Genomic DNA, 20555 nt, shown 5'->3' on the forward strand with positions numbered 1-20555 from the left:
CATCGATCGCTTCGCTGATCGCGGCCCGGGTGAGCTTGGGCTGGTCGTAGGAGACCGGCAGGTGGATGGAGCGGGTGATGGCCGCCGGGTCCCGGCCGATCTGGGCGCAGTAGCGGTCCAGCAGCGCGCTGCGGCTGGACCGCGTCGGCGATGTCGCCGCCGGGGATGTTCCACAGGTCGGCGTGCTCGGCGACCACCCGCAGCACGGCCGACGACCGCCCCCCGATCACAATCGGCGGGTACGGGCGCTGCACCGGCTTCGGATTGCCGAATGCTCCGACGAGTTGGTGGTGGGTGCCGTGGAAGTCGAACGGCTCGGCCTCGGTCCACAGCCGCCGGATGATGGTGCACGCCTCGGCGAGGCTGTCCACGGAGTGGCCGAAGTCGTGGAACGGCAGGCCGTGGGCGTCGTACTCGCGGCGGGCCAGCGGGTAGCTGGGCCGCGAACCGGCACCGATACCGAAGTCGAGCCGCCCGCCGGAAACGACGTCGACGGTCGCGGCGATCTTGGCCAGCATCGCCGGTGGTCGGAAACGGTTGCTGGTCACCAGCAGGCCCAGGCGCAGCCGCCGGGTCTGCGCGGCGAGTGCCGCGAGCAGCGTCCACCCTTCGTACGTCGGCCCGTTCGGATCGCCGCCGAGCGGCATGAGGTGGTCGTAGAGCCAGGCGTGCTCGATCGCCGGGATCGTGTCCGCGTCGCGCCAGACCCGCAGCACGTCGTGGTAGTCGACCTGGGACGGGGCGGTCATGATCCCGAAGCTGGGTCGGGTAGTCGGTGACATCGGATCCCTCCGGTACGGCGGGTCAGCGGCGACGCAGCGCCGGGTCGAGCAGGGCTGGCGGGGTGTCGTGCTTCTCCTGCGGGGCGAGGTCGACGCCGGGAGCGACGATCGTGTCGATGGCGTCGAGCACGTCGGCGGTCAGTACGGTGTCGGCGGCGGCCAGCTGGGAACGCAGGTGGTCGGCGGTGCGCGGGCCGATGATCGCGCTGGTCACCCCGGGGTGCGCGGTGACGAAGCCGAGCGCCAGCTGGATCAGCGTCACGCCGGCGTCGTCGGCGACGGTGGCGAGTTTCTCGACCGCGTCGAGCTTGGCCTGGTTGGCGGGGACGGTCAGGTCGAACATCTGCGGCCGAAAACCGGACCGGTTGGTGCTGATCTCCCGGTCGGCCCGGATCGCGCCGGAGAGCCAGCCCGAGGCGAGCGGGCTCCAGGCCAGCACCCCCATGCCGTACTCCTGGATGGCCGGCAGGACGTGGGCCTCGATGCCGCGTTGCAGGATCGAGTACGGCGGCTGCTCGGTCACGTACCGGCTGGTCTTGTTTTCCCGGGCCGCCCACTGGGCCTGGACGATCCGGTAGGCCGGGAAGGTCGACGAGCCGAAGTAGCGGATCTTGCCGGCCCGCTGCAGGTCGGTCAGCGCGGACAGGGTCTCCTCGTCGCTGGTCGTCGGGTCCCAGCGGTGCACCTGGTAGAGGTCGACGTGGTCGACGCCGAGCCGGCGCAGGCTGTCGTCCAGGGCGGTGACCAGCCAGCGGCGGGAGCCGCCCTGGTGGTTGCGCTCGTCGCTCATCGGCATGTTGGCCTTGGTGGCCAGCACGATGTCGTCGCGGCGGCCGGCGATGGCCTTGCCGACCATCTGCTCCGACTCGCCCTGGCCGTACCAGTCGGCGGTGTCGATCAGGTTGATCCCGGCGTCGAGGGCGGCGTCGATGATGGCGGTGGCTTCCTGCTGGTCGGTACGGCCGGCGGTGCTGAAGTTCATCGCGCCGAGCACGAGGGTGCTGACCTGGACGCCGGTACGGCCGAGAGTGCGGTACTGCACGGTGGTTTCTCCCTTGAACAGGGTCGACTGGTCTGGCACGCTGGAGCCGTAAGCGGATCAGCGTTCCGCTAAGAACGATACGGAACAGTGTTCCGTTTGCCAAGTCGGATGACGGAGGTGACCACGCGTGGTCGACAGCGACGAAGGCGACGGCAACGGTTCAGCGCCCCCGATCCCGCCGCGCAAGCAGCGGGCCGACGCCCGGCGCAACGAGCAGACACTGCTCAGCGCCGCCGCGGCGGCGTTCGTCGCATCCGGCGTCGACGTGCCGGTACGCGACATCGCCGCCCGGGCCGGGGTCGGCGTCGGCACCATCTACCGCCACTTCCCCACCCGCGCCGACCTGATCGTCGCCGTCTTCCGCCACCAGGTCGACGCCTGCGCCGAAGCCGCCCCGGCCCTGCTCACCGACAGTGACAGTCCACACGCCGCGCTGGCCCGATGGATCGAACTGTTCGTCGACTTCCTGGTCACCAAGCACGGCCTCGCCGGGGCGCTGCACTCCGACGCCGCCACCTACCAGACCCTGCACGACTCCTTCACCGGCCGGCTCGTCCCCGCCTGCGCCCAACTGCTCGACGCCGCCGAAGCCGCTGGCGAGATCCGCCCGGACGTCGACGCCTACCAGCTGCTGCGCGGCGTCGGCAACCTCTGCATCGGCGACGACACCGACCCCCGCTACGACGCCCGCCGCCTGGTCCGCCTGCTCATCGCCGGCCTGCGCCGCAGCGACACCTGACACCGTCGACGCAGGCGTCAGCTCCAACCGTCGACGCAGGCGTCAGCTCCAACCGTCGACGCAGGCGTCAGCTCCAGCAGTCAACGCAGGCGAAAGACCGGTCCGCGCGGGGTGAAGGGCAGCCGGGCAGCGTCCGGGACGAGAAAAGCATGCTCCCGGCGGATACGCACCACGTCGCAGTACCCGTCGGTGATGACCAGGATCGGTGCGTCGGCCGGAAAGTCGGTGGCGGACTCCAGCAGCCGGACACCGGGCTGCAGTACCGTGCCGCCCCTGCCCCGCACCCGTACCCGGCCGACGATCTGCTCCACCGGCAGATAGCCGGCGTCGTACGGGTGGGCGTCGCAGAACACCACCCGGGCGGCCGGCACGTCCCGGGCGGTGGCGTACGAGACGATGGCGCCGAGCGCCTTGCCGAGCAGTTCGTGACTCATCGAGCCGGAGGTGTCCAGCACCACACCGAAGGTGCACCGGGACACCGACTCGTCCGGCCACCGCCAGCCCGGTCGCGGAATACCCGGGGTGCTGGCCTGTCGCCGCGACGGGCGGGCGTAGGAGCGGACCCGTCGCGGCGACGGGACGTACTCGTCGAACCAATGGGCCAGCCGGGCGTCCCACGGCAGCGGCGGCTGCTGCAGGACCCGAATCTCGGCGACCAGCCCGGCCGGCAGATGACCCCGGCCCTCCCGCTGGTGGTAGGCGTAGCCGTCGAGCAGCGCCCGCCGGTAGAAGTCGTCCAGGTCGACGCCGTGGCCAGGACGGCCCGCATACGGCAACGGTTCGCCGAGTACGTCACCGAGCCCGGTGCCGCGCAGGGTGGCCAGCTTGCGCAGCCGGCGCAGGTCCTTGGCGATCTGGTCGTAGACCGCCTCGGCGGACAGGCCGGCCAACTGCGGGTCGTGCAGCAGTCCGTCCGGCGGCTCGCCCACGCCCATCTCGATCGGCCAGCCGTTGATGACGTAGTCGGCGGCCACGCTCCACAGGTATGGGTCACGCCCGCCGACCCGGTCACCGTGACGCAGCGCCGCGTGCAGCATCTCGTGGGCCAACACGAACCGCCACTGCGTGCTCGACAACTCCCGCAGCGGGTTGAGGTAGATCTCCCCGGCGGACGGCGACACCGCTGCGATCGTGATGTGCCAGCTGCGGGCCAGGTCGGCGTCGGCGACCAGGGTGAACCGCGACGCCAGCGCACCGAGCAGCGGGTACGACGACAGGAACCAGCTCATCGCCAGCTGCCACGGCTGCCGGCGGGCGGCCGGGTCGGTCAGTGAACGGCGTGCCCCGCCGGCCACGTCGACCGCGGCCATCGCGGCTGCGGACAGGCCGACCGCGAACTGAGCCGGCCAGTCCCAGCCGACCGCCCTCATCCCGACCGGCGACGCGGCCAGGTCCGAAGCGTTGCCGCCGGTGCCACAGCCGACATACTCGGCCGGTACGCCGGCCTGCCGCCACTGCCGCAGCAGCACCTGCTCGTCGGTGCTGGGCAACTCGGCCGGCAGCAGCAGCGGCTCGGTCCCGAGTTTGACCGCCCGCTGGAACCGGGTGACCGCCAGACAGGCCACATCGGCGTACGCCGGGTCGGTGGCGTAGCGGCCGGCGCTGAGATGGCCGAAGCCCAGGTGCAGCAGGCAGTGCGCCAAGACCCACAACCACTGTTCCTCGTCGAACCGGTGCGCCTTGCTGGCCCGGATCTGGCCACGCGCGTCGACCACGGCGATCGCCTTGGCCGCCGTCAGCTGGCCGTCGTCGACCAGCGCCGCCTGCCGGGGCACCCCAGACGAACACCGGCCGGACCACCGCCACATGCAGCAGCAGGTCCGGCAGTTCGGCTGGGGTCACGGCGGTCGCGGAATGCACGCCGTCCATCCTGCCGGGCGGCGGTGCCGCCGTTCATCCCGATTTCGGGTCAGCTGGGCGAGTGGCTCAGCAACGAAGCGGAGGCTGCGCCGTCAGGTTGGGGCGCTCCCTCGGAGGTACGCGGTCGGCGTGAAGCCGAGCACCGTACGGAACTCGTTGGCCAGGTGGGCCTGATCGGCGTACCCCAGTTGGGCTGCCAGCCCCGCCAGGTCGGTGCCCGGGTCGGTCCGCAGCAGGTGCGCCGCCTCCTGCAACCGACGCCGGCGGATCATCGTCAGCGGCGGCAGGCCGACATGGCGGCGGGCCAGCCGCTGCACCGTACGGGTCGACACGTGCAGCCGGTCGGCGATGTCCTCGACCCGCAGGACCTGCGGGTCGCTGTCGACCAGTTCGGCCAGCGTGTTGGCGGCCAGGCCGTCCGGGTCAGGCGGGTCGACGGTCACGGCGAGCCAGTCCGCGAAGGCCGCCACGGCGGCGGCGGGCCGCTGCGCGGGGTCGACCGGCGCGGTCATCGCCGCGACCACCGGTGACCGCAGCTCGGGCAGGTCCAGCGGGAGCGAGGCGTCCCGCAGCGCCGCCGGGTCCGCGGTGAAGTGCGGCACCGCCGCCGGACGCAGCAGCGCGCCGACCGCCCAGCCGGTGCCGGTCAGGTCGCGGTACGACAGGCGCGTCGTCGGGCCGGCCAGCTCCACGCCGTCCGGGCCGACCACCAGGTTGCAGGCCGGGAAGGCGATGATCTGCTGCCGGGAGACCCGGCCCGGCGCGATCCGCCACTGCGGGATCCAGAACCAGCGGACCAGAGCCGCCACCGGCTCCGGCGGCGGCAGCCGGACGAAGGTCGGCAGCCGGGCCGGGTAGAGGATGCCGCGCTGCGCCGGGTCCACGGCAGCCAGGCTACGGCCTGCGCCGCCGACGGGCCCTGCGACACCGGCGGGCCCGGCTGTCGCGAATCTCCAAGCCGCCGCACCGCACGCTGCCTAGGGTCGGGACCATGTCCGACACCTTCGCGGCCGCCGACGGCCAGCACACCACCAACGGTACGCCGCATGGCGTCACCAGCCTCACCCCGTTCCTGGCCATCCCGGACGCGCGCGGCGCGATCGACTTCTACCGGGACGTGTTCGATGCCCGGGTGGTGGACGTGACCGAGATGGGCGGCGCGGTCGTGCACGCCGTACTCGACTTCGGCAACGGTCACCTGCAGCTCGGCGAGCCGTCGCCGGCGTACGGCCTGGTCGCCCCGCCGGCCGGCGACGACGACTGCTACTCGATGGGCCTGTACTGCCCGGACGTGGACGCGACGCTGGCCCGCGCGGTCGCGGCCGGCGCGGCCGTACGGGAACCGGCGGCGACCTTCGTCTCCGGTGACCGGTTCGCCAGCATCCGCGACCCGTACGGGGTGCGTTGGTCGATCATGACCCGGGTCGAGGACCTCTCCGAGTCCGAAAGCGCCCGCCGGGTCGCCGAATGGGCGGCCCAGCAGAGTTGACCCCGGCCGCCTTCGCCGGTGTCCTTACGGGTATGCAGATCGGGGCCGACGACGGGTTCGCGCACGGCGACTGCCGGGACACCGCGCTCGGTACGTTGCTTCGGCTGGCCGGCGTCACCAATCCTGAGGATCTGCTCCTCGGCGAGTGGACCTTCGAGATCACCGAGGACCGCAGTGTCGCCGACGGGTTGTCCGTGGCGTACCGCAGCGGTGAGCCGCTGCCCACGGCGGCCGGGCCGGCCGGCACCGGCATCGAGCTGCTGCACCGCCGGGCCGGCGGGCTGCCGGAGCTGGTGCGGTGGCTCGCCGCGCGGGCCCGGCCCGGTCGGGCCGTCGCGGTCACCATCGACCAGTACGGCTACGAGCCGGCTCCGTTCCACCGGACGGCCCACGTACCGCACGACCTGGTCGTCACCGCCGCCACCGACACCAGCGTCGACGTGCTGGACAGCTTCCCTGCGTCCCGGTTCGCCGGCCGGGTCGGGCACACCCGGTTCGCCCGGTGGGCCGATTCTCCGGAGCTGGGTGCGGCGCGGTGGCGCACTGTGGAGCTCGCCGTACGACCCGACGCACTCACCCGGAGCGCCGGCTGGCTCGCCGCAAACTGGCAGGACCACATCAGGCGCAACGTCGCGGCGATGTCGGACCCGACCGGTCGGCGTGGGGTGGCCGCGATCGAGCTCGTCGCCGACCGGCTGGCCGAATGGCTCGCCGGGCCCGACTTCGTCGCCGACCCGGGCCGGCGGCGGGAGTTGCCGGTCAGCAGCTTCACCGACCTCGGCGCGGTCCGCCGTGGACACGCGCTCTGGTTGTCCCGGGTCGCCGGGCTCGGCCATCCGGAGCTGGCCGGGTACGCCGACCAGGTCCGCGCCGTCTCCCGGCAGTGGGACATCGCCGCCTCACTCTGGCTGGCCGGCAACCGGTCCGGTCCGGCGACGGACCAGGCAGCCGCGGACCTGGTCTCCCGCAGTCTGCGTCAGGTGCCGAAGTTGTTGCATCTCATCGCCGCCGCTGAGCGGCGCATCGTCGAACAGCTCGACGCCGCCACCCGGACCGCCTGACGACCATCCATGTTGGGCGTTGACCATGGGCCCGGCGAAGGGCTAATTTCTGGCTGGTCGAAACGCATCGACACCCATCCTGGCCGGCGGTCAGCCGGGCCCCGATGCGGCTGCCGGGAAGGAGCCCGATGCCGATGAGCCAGGCACCGGTCCACATGGAAGCGCTCGGCTCGACCCGGCCCGCGTCGGTCGTGGCCCTGCTGGAGCAGGTGGTGGCCGAGACTCCGGACGCTGCGGCGATCATCGAGGACGGCCGGGTCACCGACTACCGGACCCTGTGGCGCGAGGTCGAAACGCTGGCGGGCGTCGTGGCCTGCGACGGTGTCCGACCCGGTGAGCTCGTCGGGGTCACGGTACGGCGCTCGGTCACCGGGATCGCCTCGCTACTCGCCGTGCTGCGGGCCGGTGCGGCATACGTACCGTTGGATGCCGCAGACCCGCCGGCCCGCCTCCACGACATCGCGACGACCTGCGCGCTGCGCCGGATCCTGCTCGCCGCGCCGCTGCCGGCCGCCCACGCGGCCGATCTGCCCACCCGGATGATCGAGACAATCCCGGCACCGGAGACGGCCCCGCCCGCCGAACCGGTCGGCGAGGTCGGCGGCGACCAGCCGGCGTACGTCATCCACACCTCCGGCTCCACCGGCACCGCCAAGGGTGTCCTCGTCGGACACGGTGCCCTGGCGACGGCGGCGACCGCGCTGGCAAGGGCGTGGCAGATCACCCCCGGCGACCGCGTCCTCAGCTTCGCGGCCCTGACCTGGGACACCAGCGGCGAGGAGATCTACCCGGCGCTTCTCGGCGGGGCGACCCTGGTGATCGACCGGCGGGCCACCGACGGCACGGTCGCCGGCCTGCTCGCTGCGGTCGCCGCCAACGACGTCACGGTGATCGACCTGCCGACCTCCTTCTGGTACGAAGTGGTGGAATTCCTCCGGTCGACCGGTCGTCAACTGCCGCCGTCGCTGCGACTGGTGGTGATCGGCGGCGAGGAGGTGGCCGCAGGACCGGTCCGCACCTGGTGCGAGCTGGTGCCCGACCGGGTCCGGCTGGTCAACACCTACGGCCAGACCGAGACCGTCCTGGTCACCCACCAGGCCGACCTCGCCGGCCCGACCGGGCGGGCGCTGCCCGACGGCACGCCGGTGCCGATCGGCCGGCCACTGCCACACGTACGCCAGGTGCTGGTCCCGACGGCACCCGGCTCCCGGACCGCCGAGCTGTACATCGGCGGCCCGGCGCTGAGCCTGGGGTACCCGGCCCACCCGGCGGAGACCGCGCGACGGTTCGGTCCCGTGCCCGGCAGCGGCCCCATGGATTCTGGCGGCGACGACGGACGCATGTTCCGCACCGGTGACCTGGTCGGCAGCGGCGAGGACGGTCAGCTGCACTACGTCGGCCGGGTCGACCGGCAGCTCAAGGTACGCGGCCACCGAGTCGAACCGGAGGAGGTCGAACGCTCCCTGCTCGGCCACCCGGCGCTGGTCGCCGCAGCGGTGTACGCGATCGACGCGCCGGCCGGCGGTCGACAGCTGGCCGCCGCTGTGGTGCCCCGCGCCACCACGGCCGTGACCGGGCCGGAGCTGGCCGGGTGGCTACGTGACCGACTGCCCGGCCACCTGGTGCCGACCCGGTGGTCCGTGCGGGCCGCCCTGCCGCTGCTGGCCAACGGCAAGGTCGACCACGCGGCACTCGCCACGGCCGACCTCCCGGCAATCGACGCCGATCCCGTCGTCGCCGATCCGGTCGACGCCGATCCCGTCGTCGCCGAGGTGGCGGCGATCTTCGGTCGGGTGCTGGACCGGGCGTACGGGCCCGACGACGACTTTTTCGACGCCGGCGGTGACTCGCTGCTCGCGGCCCGGCTCATCTCCCGTCTCTACCGCCGCTACGACATCGAGCTCACCTTCGTCGACCTGTTCGAGTGGCGTACGCCGCGCGGTCTGGCGGACCTGCTGCGGCCCGGCCATGGCTGAGCCGGCGTCCGACAGGTACCTGGCCGAGATCCTCGCGACCTGCGCCGACGTACTCGGCCGCTGCGTCGCCGCCGAGGAGAACTTCCTCGACATCGGCGGCGACTCGGTCACCGCCACCGACCTGTTCCTGCGGCTGGAGGCCCGGCTCGGCACCGAGCTCGACATCACGCTGTTCTTCGAGGCGCGCGACTTCCGCGAGCTGGCCACCCGACTCGCGGAGTCGACCGGATGAGCGGGTCCGGCGACAAGACCGTCCCACCTGGTGACCGGATGATCCGGTCACCGGGCCGGCCGCAGCCGCCGGGCCAGCCGGATCAACGGCACCGCAGTGGTGAAGTCGTCCGGCACCAGCCCCGCCCATCCGGCGGCGGACAGCCGGGCGAGGACCGCCGGCACCAGCAGCAGCCGGCCACCGGCCGCCAGGTAGCACCGGTCCTGGTCGACGTGGTCGAGCTCGTGCAGGTCGGCCACGGCCGCGCGCAGCGCCGCCACAGCGGACACCGCACCACCGGGCATCGTCCCAGCGGCGGCCGTCGACTGGTCGACGGCATCGTCGGCCGGGCGGCCCGGATCCTCCCCTGGGCTGAGGTCCACCAGCGCTGGTTCGCCGAGGTGGGTGCCGAGCCGGGCGGCGACCTCGTCGAGCGTCAGATCGGCTCCGGCGAGGTAGGCCCGCAGGATACGCTCCGGGCCGCTGAGCATCGCCCGCATCTGCCCCGGATCGAGGACCATGCTGTTGAAGCTGGCCAGGATCCACATCGCACCATCCTCGACGGTGTTCATCAGGTACGCGTCGAACCCGGCCGGGTCGGGCGTCGTCTCGTTGCGGCCCATCCCGAACTCCAGCTCGCCCGCCGTGGCCAGCAGATCGGTCAGTTCGCCGTCGCCGCGCTGCTGCAGCGCGGTCAGCTCCGGACTCTGATCGAAGTTGATCGTCGTCCCGACCGCGATCACCTCGCCCCGCCGGCGCTGCTCGGCGGCGAACATCTCCCGCAGGGTGAGCTGCCCCACCCGGTAACGGCTCTGCACCTGGAACGTCCGCACGCGCAGCCGCTCGATCAGGGCGCCCAGCGACGGGCGGTCCGAGACGTCGACCGTGGTCGGGAGGATGCAGTGGTAGCAGCCGACGGTGTCGCGCTCCTCGACGGTGCGACCTGCGAAGTGGTTGCGCACCACGGTCACCGCAGCGCCGGACATGATCGCCAGCAACGCGTGCATCAGCGCCGAGTAGACCACCGCCGGGCTGGTCCGGTGCCGGCGGGCGGCGAGCACCAGCGCCGGCGGCAGGGCGGCGGAACGGTAGCTGGCTCCGTACCGCTGGAACACACCGGGGCGCAGCGGCACGAACAGCCTGGACGGAATCCGGCGTACCTCCTCGTGCCAGAACCGCTGGGCCGCCAGCCGGACCGCCGCCAGTTCACCGGAGTCCTCGTCCCACGCCGAGTCGGCGGGCTGTGGGCCGTCGGACGGGCCGGGCAGGTCGGGGTGGCCGGGGCGGTCGGAATCGTCCTCGCCACCCGGCATCCGGCACGCCTGCGCCAGCTCGGCCAGCACGATCCGTTCGCTGTACCCGTCGAAGACCGCGTGACTGGCCACCACCAGCAACTCCACCGCGTCGCCCGCCGAGCGGACCACGCCGAACCGGACCTGTTCCGGATCGGCGTCGGTGAACGGCGGCTCGGTCAACGCGAGGCGGAACGCCGCCCGCGCGGACTCGGTCCGCTCGTCGCACACCCGGACCGGCAGCTCGCCGCCGGCGGCCCGCACGACCTGCACCGGCATGCCGTCGGCGGCGAGCCGGAACGCGGTCCGCAGCGCCTCGTGCCGGGCGACGAGTCCACGCAGGATGGAGACCGCCCGGTCGTACGGGACCGGCGGATCGGGCCGGTACGCGACGGTGATCGCGTTGCAGGTGCCGGTGAGCAGCTTCCACCACTCGAACTGCTGCGCCCCGCCGAGCGGCGCGCGCCGGACCTCCGCTCCCCAGCCCATCGCGAGATCATGCCATGGTCGCGCAGGCAAGGAGGCAGGCGTTGACGCCGGAGTTTCCCGCGACGTTGCCGCCGGAGTTCGTGGCGACGTTGCCGCCGGCCGGGCAGGCCACCGGACTGCCCGCCACGGCGTACACCAGTGACCAGGTCCTCGCCTGGGAACGGGACCGGTTCTGGCGCCACGGCTGGGTCTGCGTCGGTCGGAGCGCTGCGCTGGCCGGGCCGGGCGACCAGGCCGGGCTGGACGTGGCCGGCACCGGTGTGCTCGCCGTACACGACGCGACCGGCCGGCTCCGTACCTTCCGCAACGCCTGCCGCCACCGGGGACACGAGCTGGTCGGTCGGGACTGCACGGTACGCCGCTCCACCGTCTGGTGCGCGTACCACGCCTGGGTGTACCGCCTGGACGGCACCCTGCGCAACGCGCCCCGGTTCGACCCGCCGCCCGACGCGGACCTCGACCTGCTGCCGGTGCGCTCGGCGCAGTGGCAGGGTTGGCTCTTCGTCGACGTCGGCGGCGACGCACCGCCGCTGGCCGACGTGGTCGGCGACCTCGACGCCGCGCTCGCCGTATACCGGCCCGACACGCTGCGGGTGGTCGCCACCGAGCGGTACGAGGTGGCGGCGAACTGGAAACTGATCGTCGAGAACTACCTGGAGTGCTACCACTGTCCGAGCACCCACCCGGAGCTGAGCCGGGTGCAGCGCACCGAGGGCGGGGAGAGCTTCACCACCACCGGCCAATGGCTCGGCGGGCAGCTGGACCTGCGCAACTCGGCCGCCTCGATCTCGCTCGACGGCTCCGGCCCCGGCTGGACCTTCCCCGAGTTGGACGAGGAGACGGTCCGGCAGGTCCGCTACCACCTGCTGCCGCCCGGCTTGTTCGTCACGGCGACCCCGGACCACCTGGTCACCCACCGGCTGGTGCCGGTGGCGGCGGACCGGACCCGGGTCGAGTGCGAGTGGCTGTTCCCGGCGGAGCTGGTCGAGGCGGACGTCGATCCCGGCTACGCCGTGGACTTCTGGCACACCACCAACCGGCAGGACTGGGCCGCCTGCGAGTCGGTGCAGCGGGGCGTCTCCGGCGGCGGCTACCGGCCCGGACCGCTCGCCCCGCACGAGGACCTGCTCCGTACCTTCCTGGCGCGACTCGTCACGGCGTACCGGTCCGACGGGACGCTGGCACCGGCCCGCACGACCGCGGCCACCGCCACGGAGCCGGCCCGGTGACCGGCGGGCCACCGGTGGACGCGGCGGACGCGGTGGACGTGGTGGTGATCGGTGCCGGCCTGGCCGGGCTGACCGCCGCGACCGAGCTGGCGGCGACCGGGCGGCAGGTGCAGGTGGTCGAGGCGCTCGACCGGGTGGGTGGCCGGACCGCGAGCCACCACCGGTACGGGCAGGCGCTGGACGCCGGCGGCAGCTACCTCGGCGTACGGCATCTGCGGGTCCGCGAGCTGGCGGCGCGGTTCGGGCTGGCGCTGACCCCGACCGCCGCGCCCGGCGCCAACCTGTACGACCTCGGGGCCGGCCTGCTGCGGTCGGACGCCGGCCGGCCGGCGTTCAACGCACTGGCCGTCGGTGACGCGCTGGACCGGCTGGACGATCTCGCCGCGACGGTGCCGCCCGCCGACCCGGCCACCGCCGAACACGCCGCCGAGTGGGACCAGCTGACCGTCGCCGCCTGGGCGCACCGGGAGCTCCGCCATCCGGACGCCCGGCTGCTGGTCGACCTGCTGGTCCGGCAGATGCTCGCCGCCGACCCCGCCGACGTCAGCCTGCTGCACCTGCTGTTCTACCTGGCCTCCGGCGGCGGAGTGCACTACCTGACGGCGTTCGCCGGCGGCGCTCAGCAGGACCGGTTCGTCGGCGGTGCGCACCAACTGGCCGAACGGATGGCGGCGGCCCTGACCCGGCCGGTCCGGCACGGAGCCGAGGTCACCGACCTGTACGCCGTACCCTCGGCCGGTCGACCCGGTGCCCGCCCCGGCCACGGCCCGGTCCGCGTGGTCGGCCCGGGGTTGTCCGTCCTGGGCACCCACGTGGTCGTGGCGGTGCCCCCCGGGCCGGCCAACCGGATCCGGCTGCACCTGCCGAGTGTCCACCGCCCCGCGCAGCCGGCCCGCACCCGCGGTGCCACCGTCAAACTCCACCTGATCTACGAACGTCCGTTCTGGCGGGAGGCCGGGCTGTCCGGCTGGGTGACGGCGCGGACCGGTCCACTGCGGTACGTCGTGGACGACTCCGCCGGCCGGGACGGGCTCGGCGTACTCGTCGGTTTCGTCACCGGCCCGGACGCCAGCCGGTACGCCGCCGGGTCCGGTGCCGCCCGCCGGGTGGCCCTGCTCGACCGGCTCGCCGGCTGGTTCGGGCCGACGGCCCGGCAGCCGCTGGCGGTGCTGGAGCGCGACTGGCAGGCCGAGTCGACCGTCGAGGGCTGTTACGCGGCCGTACCCGAGCCCGGCTGGTGGACGGCGGCAGGCCCGCCGTGGCCGACCACGGCGGCGGACGGACCCGTCCGCTGGGCCGGGACCGAGCGCTGCGCACAGTTCTACGGCCACCTGGAAGGGGCGGTGCGGTCCGGGCAGGAGACCGCCCGGCGGATCATCGCCGCCGACCCGGTCCGCGCGCCGGCGGCACAATGAGCCGCCCCGACGGACCGGCGGAGCTGGTCGGCGACGGCGTGCGGTTCGGCCTGCTGGTGCCGAACGTCGGCTACTACGCCGACCCGGTCCGGCTGGTGCGACTCGCCCGGACCGCCGAGGAGTCCGGCTGGGACGGCGTGTTCCTCTGGGACCACCTGCTGATCGACCGGGCAGGCCGGCTGCCGGTGGCCGACTCCTGGACGGCGGTCACCGCCATTCTGGCCGGCACCCGGCGGATCCGGTGCGGGCCGCTGGTCGTCCCGCTCGCCCAACGGCAACCGTGGAAGGTCGCCCGGGAGACCGCCACCGCCGACCAGCTCAGTGGCGGCCGGCTGGTGGTCGGCGTCGGTCTCGGCGCCAGCGCCGACACCGATTTCGCCGCCTTCGGGCTCGATCCCAGCCTGGCCGCCCGAGCCCGGCGGGTGGACGAGTCGCTCATGATGCTGGACCAGCTGTGGAGTGGTCGTGAGATCAGCCACCGGGGCGACCATCTCCGACTGGACCGCGTCACGTTCCTGCCGACACCGGTGCAGCGCCCCCGGATCCCGCTCTGGATCGCCGCCACCTGGCCGGTCGCCGGTCGGCGGGGGCCGGCCGCCCGGGCAGCCCGCTGGGGGCCACTTGCCCGGGCAGCCCGCTGGGACGGCATCGTCCCGATGGTGCGCGAGCCCGACGGCGGACTACGGGGACCGGACCAGACAGAGCTCGCCGAGATCCTGACGGCGACGCCGTCGCGGGCTCCGGGCTGGACGGTGGCGGTCCCCGGTCGGCTGCCACCGGACGATCCGCTCCAGGCCCGGGAGCTGGTCGCCGGCCTCCGGACCGCCGGTGCCACCTGGTGGCTGGAGTCCTTCGACCCGTGGCGACGCGATCCCCGACAGGCCTGGTCGTGGGCCGGGCAGGGTCCACCCCGGTGACGACCATGAAGGCGGCACCGGTGGCGCTGCTGTCCGACGTCCGGCTGCTGACCGGCGCGCTACGCGCGGCCCGGCCGCCGCTGACCTCGGCGCTGACCGTGCTGCTCGTCGCCGGAGCTCTGCTGCCACCGGCAAGTGCACTGGCGATGGCGCACCTGGTCGGGCAGATCCAGACGACCGGCCAACTCGGCGCCCCGCTGTCGGCGGTCGTGCTGCCGTTGCTCGCCTTCGTGCTGGTGCTGTTGGCGGGCCATGTCGTGGACACCGCGGTGACTCCCCTGGCGACGCTGGCCACCGCCCGGATCGACGGTGCGCACCGGGCCCGGGTCGCCGGCCTCGCCGCCGGTACGACCATCGCCGCGTTGGAGGACCCGGAGGTCCGGGCGATGATCCGGGCGGCCCGGGCCGATCCGGAGAACTGGACGGAACACACCCCCGGTGCCGGCGCGGTGGCCGGCCTGCGGCTCGCCGCCAGCCTGACCGGGGTGGCCGGCAGCTGCCTGGTGCTGGCCGCCTACGCCGGCTGGCTGGTGCCGGCGCTGCTGCTTCCCGCTCTGATCAACGGAATGTTCCGGCAACGCGACGCCGCCCGGGGCATCGCGATCTGGCGGTCCGGGACCATCGACGGAGCGCGCAACCAGCGCTGGCTCGCCGTGGCTACCTCACCAGCGGAAGGCAAGGACATCCGGATCTACGGACTCGGCGACTGGCTGACCCGGCGGATCCAACGACACGCACTCGCCATGGACGGCCCGGTATGGGCGGCGCTGGCCCGCGCGATCCCGCGCGAGGCCGGCCAGCTGCTGTTGATCGGCGTCCCGCTGGTCGCCGGCTACGCGACGGTCGCGGCCGGCGCGGCCGGCGCGGCCGGCGCCCCAGCCGGATCCGACCGGGTCGTCGCGGCGACCGCGGTGCTGGCCAGCGGCGTCACCATCTTCCAGACCCTGGGCTGGAGCGAGGACCTGCGGGTCGCCGTCGCCGCCACCGGCTGCCTGCGCGCCACAGAGGACCTGGCGGATCGACTGCCCGTACCGTCGACCACGTCGGAGCCGACCGCCCGAGCGACGCCACCACCACCGGCACCGGAACCGGCGCTGGCCGGCCCGCCGCTGGTCCGCTTCGAGCAGGTCTCGTTCGGCTATCCGGGAGCCCGACGCCCGGTCCTCGACCGCCTGGACCTGGAGATCCGGCCGGGCGAACTACTCGCCATCGTCGGCCTCAACGGTGCCGGCAAGTCGACCCTGATCAAGATCCTGGCCGGGCTCTACCAACCGGACGCCGGTCGGGTCACCGCCGACGGGGTGGACGTCACGGCGCTCGGGCCGGTGGCCTGGCGGCACCGGCTGGCCATCGTCTTCCAGGACTTCGTGCGCTACCACCTGCCCGCCCGGGACAACGTCGCGCTCGGTCGGGGCGACCGCCCGTTCGACCCGACCGTACTCGACGCCGCCGCAGCGGACGCCGGGCTGGATCCGGTGCTGGCCCGGCTGCCCGCCGGCTGGGCCACCCCGCTGGCCCGTACCGTGCCCGGCGGGGTGGACCTCTCCGGCGGCCAGTGGCAGCAGATCGCACTGGCCCGGGCCCGGTACGCCGTACGGATGGGAGCCGACCTGCTGGTCCTCGACGAGCCGACCGCGCACCTGGACGTCCGTACCGAGTTCGAGGTCTTCCACCGGCTGGCCGCCGTCCGGGGCGGGGTGAGCGTGGTGCTGATCTCGCACCGCCTCTCCACGGTCCGCCAGGCCGACCGGATCGTGCTGCTCGACGGCGGCCGGATCACCGAAAGCGGACACCACGACGAGTTGATCGCCTGCCAGGGCCGGTACGCCGAACTGTTCGCGATCCAGGCCCGCCGGTTCACCAGCGGAGCTCACGGATGACCGACCGCCGGTTCACCAGCGGAGCTCACCGATGACCGACCGCCGGGCGGCCGGCGACGCCGCGCCGGACACCGGCCGGATCCGCCGCCGCCGCTACCTGCTGCTCTGGGCCGAACTGCTGGCGGACTCCTGGCGTCGGGCACCCGTACTGACCGCGATGCAGTTCCTCATCCCGGCCGCCATGGCGGCCGCCGTCGTCGGCGGCGCGCTCGCCCTCCGGATGGCGGTGGACGCGATGATCCGGGGAGACACCGGCGCCGCCGTCGTCGGCGCGGCCGGTGCCGGGTTGGCCGGCACCGCCGGCATCGTGCTCGGTGCGCTCGACTCACACACCGCCGGAATTCTGATCGGCAAGGTCGCCGTTCTCGACCTCAACCCACGAATCCACCGCGACATCACCACGCTCGACGGCCTCGAGCACCTGGAACGGACCGATTTCCAGGACCGGCTCACCCTGGTCCGCAACGCCGGATGGGAAATCGTCCTCAGTCTGTGGTCCGCCAACGGCGTCCTGTTCGCCGTACTGGAACTGACCGCGATGCTGCTGCTGCTCGCGACGGTGGACCCGTGGCTGCTGTGGCTGCTGGTCTTCGCCGCCGTACCGCTCTGGTGCGACCAGCAGGGCAACAACGCCATCATTCGGGCGGACCTCGCGGCCGCCGGGTCGGTACGCCGACAACGGCACCTGTTCGACCTGGCCACCGACCCTGCCGCCGGCAAGGAGATCCGGGTCGTCGGTGCCGCCGACGAGCTCATCCGTCGCCAACGGGCCGCCTGGGACGAGGCCGTCGGGCTGCGGATGCGGGCCCAGTGGGTCGCCGCCGGCTGGCGGCTGACGGGCTGGCTGCTGTTCACCACGGGCTTCGGCGCCGGGCTCGCCCTGGTCGTGCACCAGGCGACCCGGGGCACCGGTTCGGCCGGTGACCTCGTGCTGGCGGTGACCGTCGCCACCGCCCTGCGCCAGTCGGTCTACACCGGGGTCCGCTACACCACCAACGTCGCCAGCGCCGGCAGGGTGATCGACCCGTACCTGTGGCTGCGAGACTACGTCCGCGCCAACCGCAACCCTGCCGTCGGCGTCGAGCCGCCGACGCGGCTGCGCCACGGGATCACCCTCGACCGGGTCAGCTACCGCTATCCCGGCACTACCGGACAGGCGTTGGAGCAGGTCAGCGTGCACCTGCCGGCCGGCGCGGTGGTCGCGCTGGTCGGCGAGTACGGATCCGGCAAGACCACGGTGGTCAAGCTTCTCGGTGGCATGTACCGGCCGGACAGCGGACGGATCCTGGTCGACGGCGTACCGCTGGACGAGATCCGGACCCCGGCCTGGCGGTCCCGGATCAGCGCCACGTTCCAGGACTTCGGACGATTCCCCACCCGGTTCGCCGAGAACGTCGGCTTCGGCGATCTACCACGGATGGCGGACCGGGAACGGATCTCGGCAGCGGTGCGGGAGGTCGACGCCACCAACCTGTCCGACGGGCTGCCCGATGGGCTGGACACCGAACTCGACGCGGCGTTCGGTGGCGTCGACCTGTCCGAGGGACAGTGGCAGAAGACCGCCCTGGCGAGGGCCGCCATGCGTACCGGGCCGTTGCTGTTCCTGCTCGACGAGCCGACCGCGTCGCTCGACGCACCGAGCGAACAGGAGATCTTCGACCGGCAGATGGAGCGGTCCCGTCGGGCGGCCGCCGGCACGAATGCCGTCACCGTCATCGTCTCCCACCGGTTCTCCACGGTCACCCGCGCGGACCTGATCCTCACCCTGGACCAGGGTCGGGTCGTCGAGGCGGGCAGCCACCAGCAGCTGATGTCCATACCCGGCGGCCGGTACGCCACGCTCTACCGGATCCAGGCCGAGGCCTACGCATCGCCCAGTGGCGGGGACTCCACTGGTTGACGCACTACGGTGCGGGTGAGGCGCGCACGGCGTTCGCGACGATGGCGTCGGCGATCAGTTTCCACGCGCCTTCGGGAAGGTCGTGCCCCATCCCGGGAACCGTCAGAAGCCGGGCCCCGGGGATGGCATCGGCCGTGGCGCGGCCGCCGCTGGGACCGACCAGGGGGTCGCTGTCACCGTGGATGACCACCGCCGGCATCCTGAGGGTATGCAGGCCCTCGGTCCGGTCGGCGGCGGTCGCGGCGGCGGCGAGCTGACGCAGCGTGCCGGCCGGGTGGTAGGCGCGGTCGAACTTGGCGGCGGCGCGACGGGCCAGCTCCTCGTCGCTGGTGACGAACCCCGGTGAACCGATGAGCCGGTACAGCGCGACGTCAGCGGCGATCGCGGTCTCCCGGTCGGCGTCCGGGACGGGCAGCAGCGCGAACGGGTCCTCGATGCTGCTCTCCCCGACCGTACGGTCGCCCGTGCTCGCCATGATCGAGGCGAGGCTGGCCACGAGCTGGGGGTTGTCGATCGCGAGCTGCTACGCGATGTGGCCGCCCATGGAGGCCCCGACCAGGTGCGCACGGGACACGCCCAGCGCGGCGAGGAGGCCGGCGGTGTCGGCGACCATGTCGGACAGTCCGTACCGCACCGTCGACAGATCGCCCGTGAACAGCCCGGCCACGTCGACGTCGCCGTACCCGTCGAGCCAGGTCGACAGTCCGACGTCACGGTTGTCGAACCGGATCACCCGGAAACCGTGGTCGGCGAGAATCTCACAGAAGCCGTCGTGCCAGGCGATGAGCTGTTCGCCCAGCCCCATGACCAGGAGCATCACCGGATCATCGGCATCACCGAACGACTCGTAGCAGATATCGATACCGTTGGACTTCACGATTGGCAAGACACGTTCCCCTCTACAGCAGGTTCGTCCTCAGCGCGGACTCGCCGATCGGACCGCTTCCGATGGTTGCGCCGATCGTCGAGGAAGTCGTCGTCCGGACGCAGGCAGGCCCGTACCGCGGACGCGGTAGCCACCCGGGCTGGCTGCCGCGCCGTACCCCTCAACGGGCCGGCGAGACCGCTGACCGCGCGTGCTCAAGGGCCCACCTGTTGATGATCGCGTTGGTGTGCGGCGCGTTGCGCTGCAGGGCAAGGTCGTGCCCGGCGTCGCGGATCAGCACCGCGTCGACGGAGACAGCCGCAGCGAACGTCTGTCGCTGCACCAGCGCGAACTCGGCGGGGTCACTGCCCTTGAACAGGTAGTCGTGTTCTCCGACAACGACGAGGACCGGCACGCGGACCGCGCTCGCGAAGGACTGCGTGAACAACTCCTGCGCGAAGCCGGGAACCTCGGCCTCGGTCGTGGTCGCCTTGGTCCGCTCGTCGGCCGCCAGCGTCGCCGGAGCGGTGTTCGGCAGGTGGTAGAAGAACTGGCGGGTGTTCGGTGCCGTGGTCAGGTAGCCCTCGGGCAGCTTCCGGCCGGCCGGCACGAGTTCCGGAAACCCCTCGAAAGAGGGCGCGGTCCGGCGGTACAGGAACCCGGTGATCACCAGCGCGTCGACGTCGTCCGACTGGGCGGCCACGCCGGCCGCGACCACGCTGCCGTACGAGTGACCGACCAGCACGATCGGTAGCCGCTTGTAGGTACGGTCGATCCGGTCGACGAACTGGTCGATCGAGGCGACGTGTACGGCGGTGGTGACGGAGGCGGCCGGCGGCTTCGACGATCCGCCGGTGCCCACCCGGTCGATGGCGATCGCCACCCACCCGTCCCGAGCCGCCTGACGCGCCTGCGACACCACTCCTCGACTCGTCTCGAGATCGAAGTACCGGTGGTCGTAGGTGGCGCCCGGCACGAGGATCTGCACGCCCTTGGCCGGCCGGGTGGGGGTGAACCGCTCGGCGTGGATGCTGGTCGCCGCCACTGCGTCCACCCCGACCGAGACCCGGACGTCCAGGTCGTCATGACGCCAGCCCGACCCACCGGCCTGCGCGGCACCTGGCACGAAGGTGGCCGCGCCGGCCAGTGCCACGCCGATCGAGACGGTGGTCGCCCACCGACGGAAGTTGAGCCCTTTCACCTTTTCTCTCCTCCTAGGGACCGCGGCGGTTCCGCAGTCACGAGGAAATCGTCCATTCGGGATCAGAAAGCGTCCAATACCGATCTGATCAGGGCTGATACCGGCCGGGTATCGCCGCGAATGCCGTCGATCGGCTGCCCGGTGCCGACACCTGTCGGGGTGTAGGCAGACGGCAGGCCGGGTATCTCTCGCCCGATCCCGCACCCC

17 protein-coding genes and 1 pseudogene are annotated in these 20555 nt (G+C 72.9%); 10 read left to right on the forward strand and 8 right to left on the reverse strand.

Features of this window, described 5'->3' with window-relative positions:
• Positions 1-224: 224 nt before the first annotated feature.
• Both O7608_RS31470 and O7608_RS31475 read right to left on the reverse strand, forming a co-directional pair.
• Positions 225-782: pseudogene (locus O7608_RS31470) on the reverse strand (LLM class flavin-dependent oxidoreductase); the annotation flags it as partial.
• A 22-nt stretch (positions 783-804) separates the two neighbouring features.
• Positions 805-1824 (reverse strand): aldo/keto reductase, encoded by a 1020-nt coding sequence (locus tag O7608_RS31475; protein WP_289211120.1) that lies wholly within the window; start codon positions 1822-1824, stop codon positions 805-807.
• Positions 1825-1996: 172 nt separating this feature from the next.
• On the opposite strand from O7608_RS31475, the gene O7608_RS31480 reads away from it, so the two are divergent.
• Complete coding sequence (locus tag O7608_RS31480) at positions 1997-2563, forward strand: TetR/AcrR family transcriptional regulator (RefSeq protein WP_289211121.1); 567 nt, start codon at positions 1997-1999, stop codon at positions 2561-2563.
• An 80-nt stretch (positions 2564-2643) separates the two neighbouring features.
• On the opposite strand, the gene O7608_RS31485 is transcribed toward O7608_RS31480, so the two are convergent.
• Positions 2644-4338: a vWA domain-containing protein gene (locus O7608_RS31485; RefSeq protein ID WP_289207989.1), complete on the reverse strand. Its 1695-nt coding sequence runs from the start codon at positions 4336-4338 to the stop codon at positions 2644-2646.
• A gap of 177 nt (positions 4339-4515) precedes the next feature.
• Positions 4516-5250: a helix-turn-helix domain-containing protein gene (locus tag O7608_RS31490; protein WP_353850588.1), complete on the reverse strand. Its 735-nt coding sequence runs from the start codon at positions 5248-5250 to the stop codon at positions 4516-4518.
• 164 nt (positions 5251-5414) lie between these two features.
• Here O7608_RS31490 and O7608_RS31495 point away from each other — a divergent pair, with 164 nt between their 5' ends.
• The 4 genes from O7608_RS31495 (at position 5415) to O7608_RS31510 (ending at position 9181) form a co-directional block, all read left to right on the forward strand.
• Positions 5415-5912, forward strand: a complete 498-nt coding sequence (locus O7608_RS31495; protein WP_289207990.1) for a VOC family protein — start codon at positions 5415-5417, stop codon at positions 5910-5912.
• 32 nt (positions 5913-5944) lie between these two features.
• Positions 5945-6973 carry a hypothetical protein gene (locus O7608_RS31500; protein WP_289207991.1) on the forward strand — a complete coding sequence of 343 codons (1029 nt, stop codon included), beginning with the start codon at positions 5945-5947 and terminating at the stop codon, positions 6971-6973.
• Between the two features lie 134 nt (positions 6974-7107).
• A complete protein-coding gene (locus O7608_RS31505; protein WP_289207992.1) occupies positions 7108-8949 on the forward strand; it encodes a non-ribosomal peptide synthetase in 1842 nt (613 codons plus the stop codon).
• Complete coding sequence (locus O7608_RS31510) at positions 8942-9181, forward strand: acyl carrier protein (RefSeq protein ID WP_289207993.1); 240 nt, start codon at positions 8942-8944, stop codon at positions 9179-9181. Before O7608_RS31505 ends, O7608_RS31510 begins: the two co-directional genes overlap by 8 nt.
• A gap of 47 nt (positions 9182-9228) precedes the next feature.
• Here O7608_RS31510 and O7608_RS31515 read toward each other — a convergent pair whose 3' ends face one another.
• Entirely contained in the window at positions 9229-10941 is a 1713-nt protein-coding gene (locus O7608_RS31515; RefSeq protein WP_289207994.1) for a condensation domain-containing protein, read from the reverse strand.
• A gap of 89 nt (positions 10942-11030) precedes the next feature.
• On the opposite strand from O7608_RS31515, the gene O7608_RS31520 reads away from it, so the two are divergent.
• Genes O7608_RS31520 through O7608_RS31540 form a run of 5 tightly spaced genes read left to right on the forward strand, consistent with a single transcriptional unit; the run spans position 11031 to position 18282 of the window.
• Positions 11031-12170: an aromatic ring-hydroxylating oxygenase subunit alpha gene (locus O7608_RS31520; protein ID WP_289211123.1), complete on the forward strand. Its 1140-nt coding sequence runs from the start codon at positions 11031-11033 to the stop codon at positions 12168-12170.
• The gene (locus tag O7608_RS31525; protein ID WP_289207995.1) at positions 12167-13585 is read left to right on the forward strand and encodes a flavin monoamine oxidase family protein; all 1419 of its coding nucleotides are present in this window, start codon (positions 12167-12169) and stop codon (positions 13583-13585) included. Before O7608_RS31520 ends, O7608_RS31525 begins: the two co-directional genes overlap by 4 nt.
• Positions 13582-14502, forward strand: a complete 921-nt coding sequence (locus tag O7608_RS31530) for an LLM class flavin-dependent oxidoreductase (protein WP_289207996.1) — start codon at positions 13582-13584, stop codon at positions 14500-14502. The genes O7608_RS31525 and O7608_RS31530 overlap by 4 nt, the downstream gene beginning before the upstream one ends.
• Before the next feature lie 5 nt (positions 14503-14507).
• Positions 14508-16382 carry an ATP-binding cassette domain-containing protein gene (locus tag O7608_RS31535; RefSeq protein WP_289211124.1) on the forward strand — a complete coding sequence of 625 codons (1875 nt, stop codon included), beginning with the start codon at positions 14508-14510 and terminating at the stop codon, positions 16380-16382.
• A 31-nt stretch (positions 16383-16413) separates the two neighbouring features.
• Positions 16414-18282, forward strand: a complete 1869-nt coding sequence (locus O7608_RS31540; protein ID WP_289207997.1) for an ATP-binding cassette domain-containing protein — start codon at positions 16414-16416, stop codon at positions 18280-18282.
• 4 nt (positions 18283-18286) lie between these two features.
• On the opposite strand, the gene O7608_RS31545 is transcribed toward O7608_RS31540, so the two are convergent.
• From O7608_RS31545 to O7608_RS31555, 3 genes are all read right to left on the reverse strand, one after another.
• Positions 18287-18757 carry an alpha/beta fold hydrolase gene (locus tag O7608_RS31545; RefSeq protein WP_289207998.1) on the reverse strand — a complete coding sequence of 157 codons (471 nt, stop codon included), beginning with the start codon at positions 18755-18757 and terminating at the stop codon, positions 18287-18289.
• A gap of 48 nt (positions 18758-18805) precedes the next feature.
• Positions 18806-19159 (reverse strand): alpha/beta fold hydrolase, encoded by a 354-nt coding sequence (locus O7608_RS31550; RefSeq protein ID WP_289211125.1) that lies wholly within the window; start codon positions 19157-19159, stop codon positions 18806-18808.
• 169 nt (positions 19160-19328) lie between these two features.
• The gene (locus O7608_RS31555; protein ID WP_289207999.1) at positions 19329-20348 is read right to left on the reverse strand and encodes an alpha/beta hydrolase; all 1020 of its coding nucleotides are present in this window, start codon (positions 20346-20348) and stop codon (positions 19329-19331) included.
• Between the last annotated feature and the right edge of the window lie 207 nt (positions 20349-20555).

The sequence above is a fragment of the Solwaraspora sp. WMMA2056 genome, assembly GCF_030345095.1.
GTDB lineage: Bacteria > Actinomycetota > Actinomycetes > Mycobacteriales > Micromonosporaceae > Micromonospora_E.

What these genes read in the sequence shown, in the direction of transcription:
- O7608_RS31545 (WP_289207998.1), bottom strand. Translation starts at nt 18,757, where the DNA reads ATGGCGAGCACGGGCGACCGTACGGTCGGGGAGAGCAGCATCGAGGAC.
- O7608_RS31495 (WP_289207990.1), top strand. Translation starts at nt 5,415, where the DNA reads ATGTCCGACACCTTCGCGGCCGCCGACGGCCAGCACACCACCAACGGT.
- O7608_RS31505 (WP_289207992.1), top strand. Translation starts at nt 7,108, where the DNA reads ATGAGCCAGGCACCGGTCCACATGGAAGCGCTCGGCTCGACCCGGCCC.
- O7608_RS31535 (WP_289211124.1), top strand. Translation starts at nt 14,508, where the DNA reads ATGAAGGCGGCACCGGTGGCGCTGCTGTCCGACGTCCGGCTGCTGACC.
- O7608_RS31500 (WP_289207991.1), top strand. Translation starts at nt 5,945, where the DNA reads ATGCAGATCGGGGCCGACGACGGGTTCGCGCACGGCGACTGCCGGGAC.
- O7608_RS31530 (WP_289207996.1), top strand. Translation starts at nt 13,582, where the DNA reads ATGAGCCGCCCCGACGGACCGGCGGAGCTGGTCGGCGACGGCGTGCGG.
- O7608_RS31540 (WP_289207997.1), top strand. Translation starts at nt 16,414, where the DNA reads ATGACCGACCGCCGGGCGGCCGGCGACGCCGCGCCGGACACCGGCCGG.
- O7608_RS31515 (WP_289207994.1), bottom strand. Translation starts at nt 10,941, where the DNA reads ATGGGCTGGGGAGCGGAGGTCCGGCGCGCGCCGCTCGGCGGGGCGCAG.
- O7608_RS31510 (WP_289207993.1), top strand. Translation starts at nt 8,942, where the DNA reads ATGGCTGAGCCGGCGTCCGACAGGTACCTGGCCGAGATCCTCGCGACC.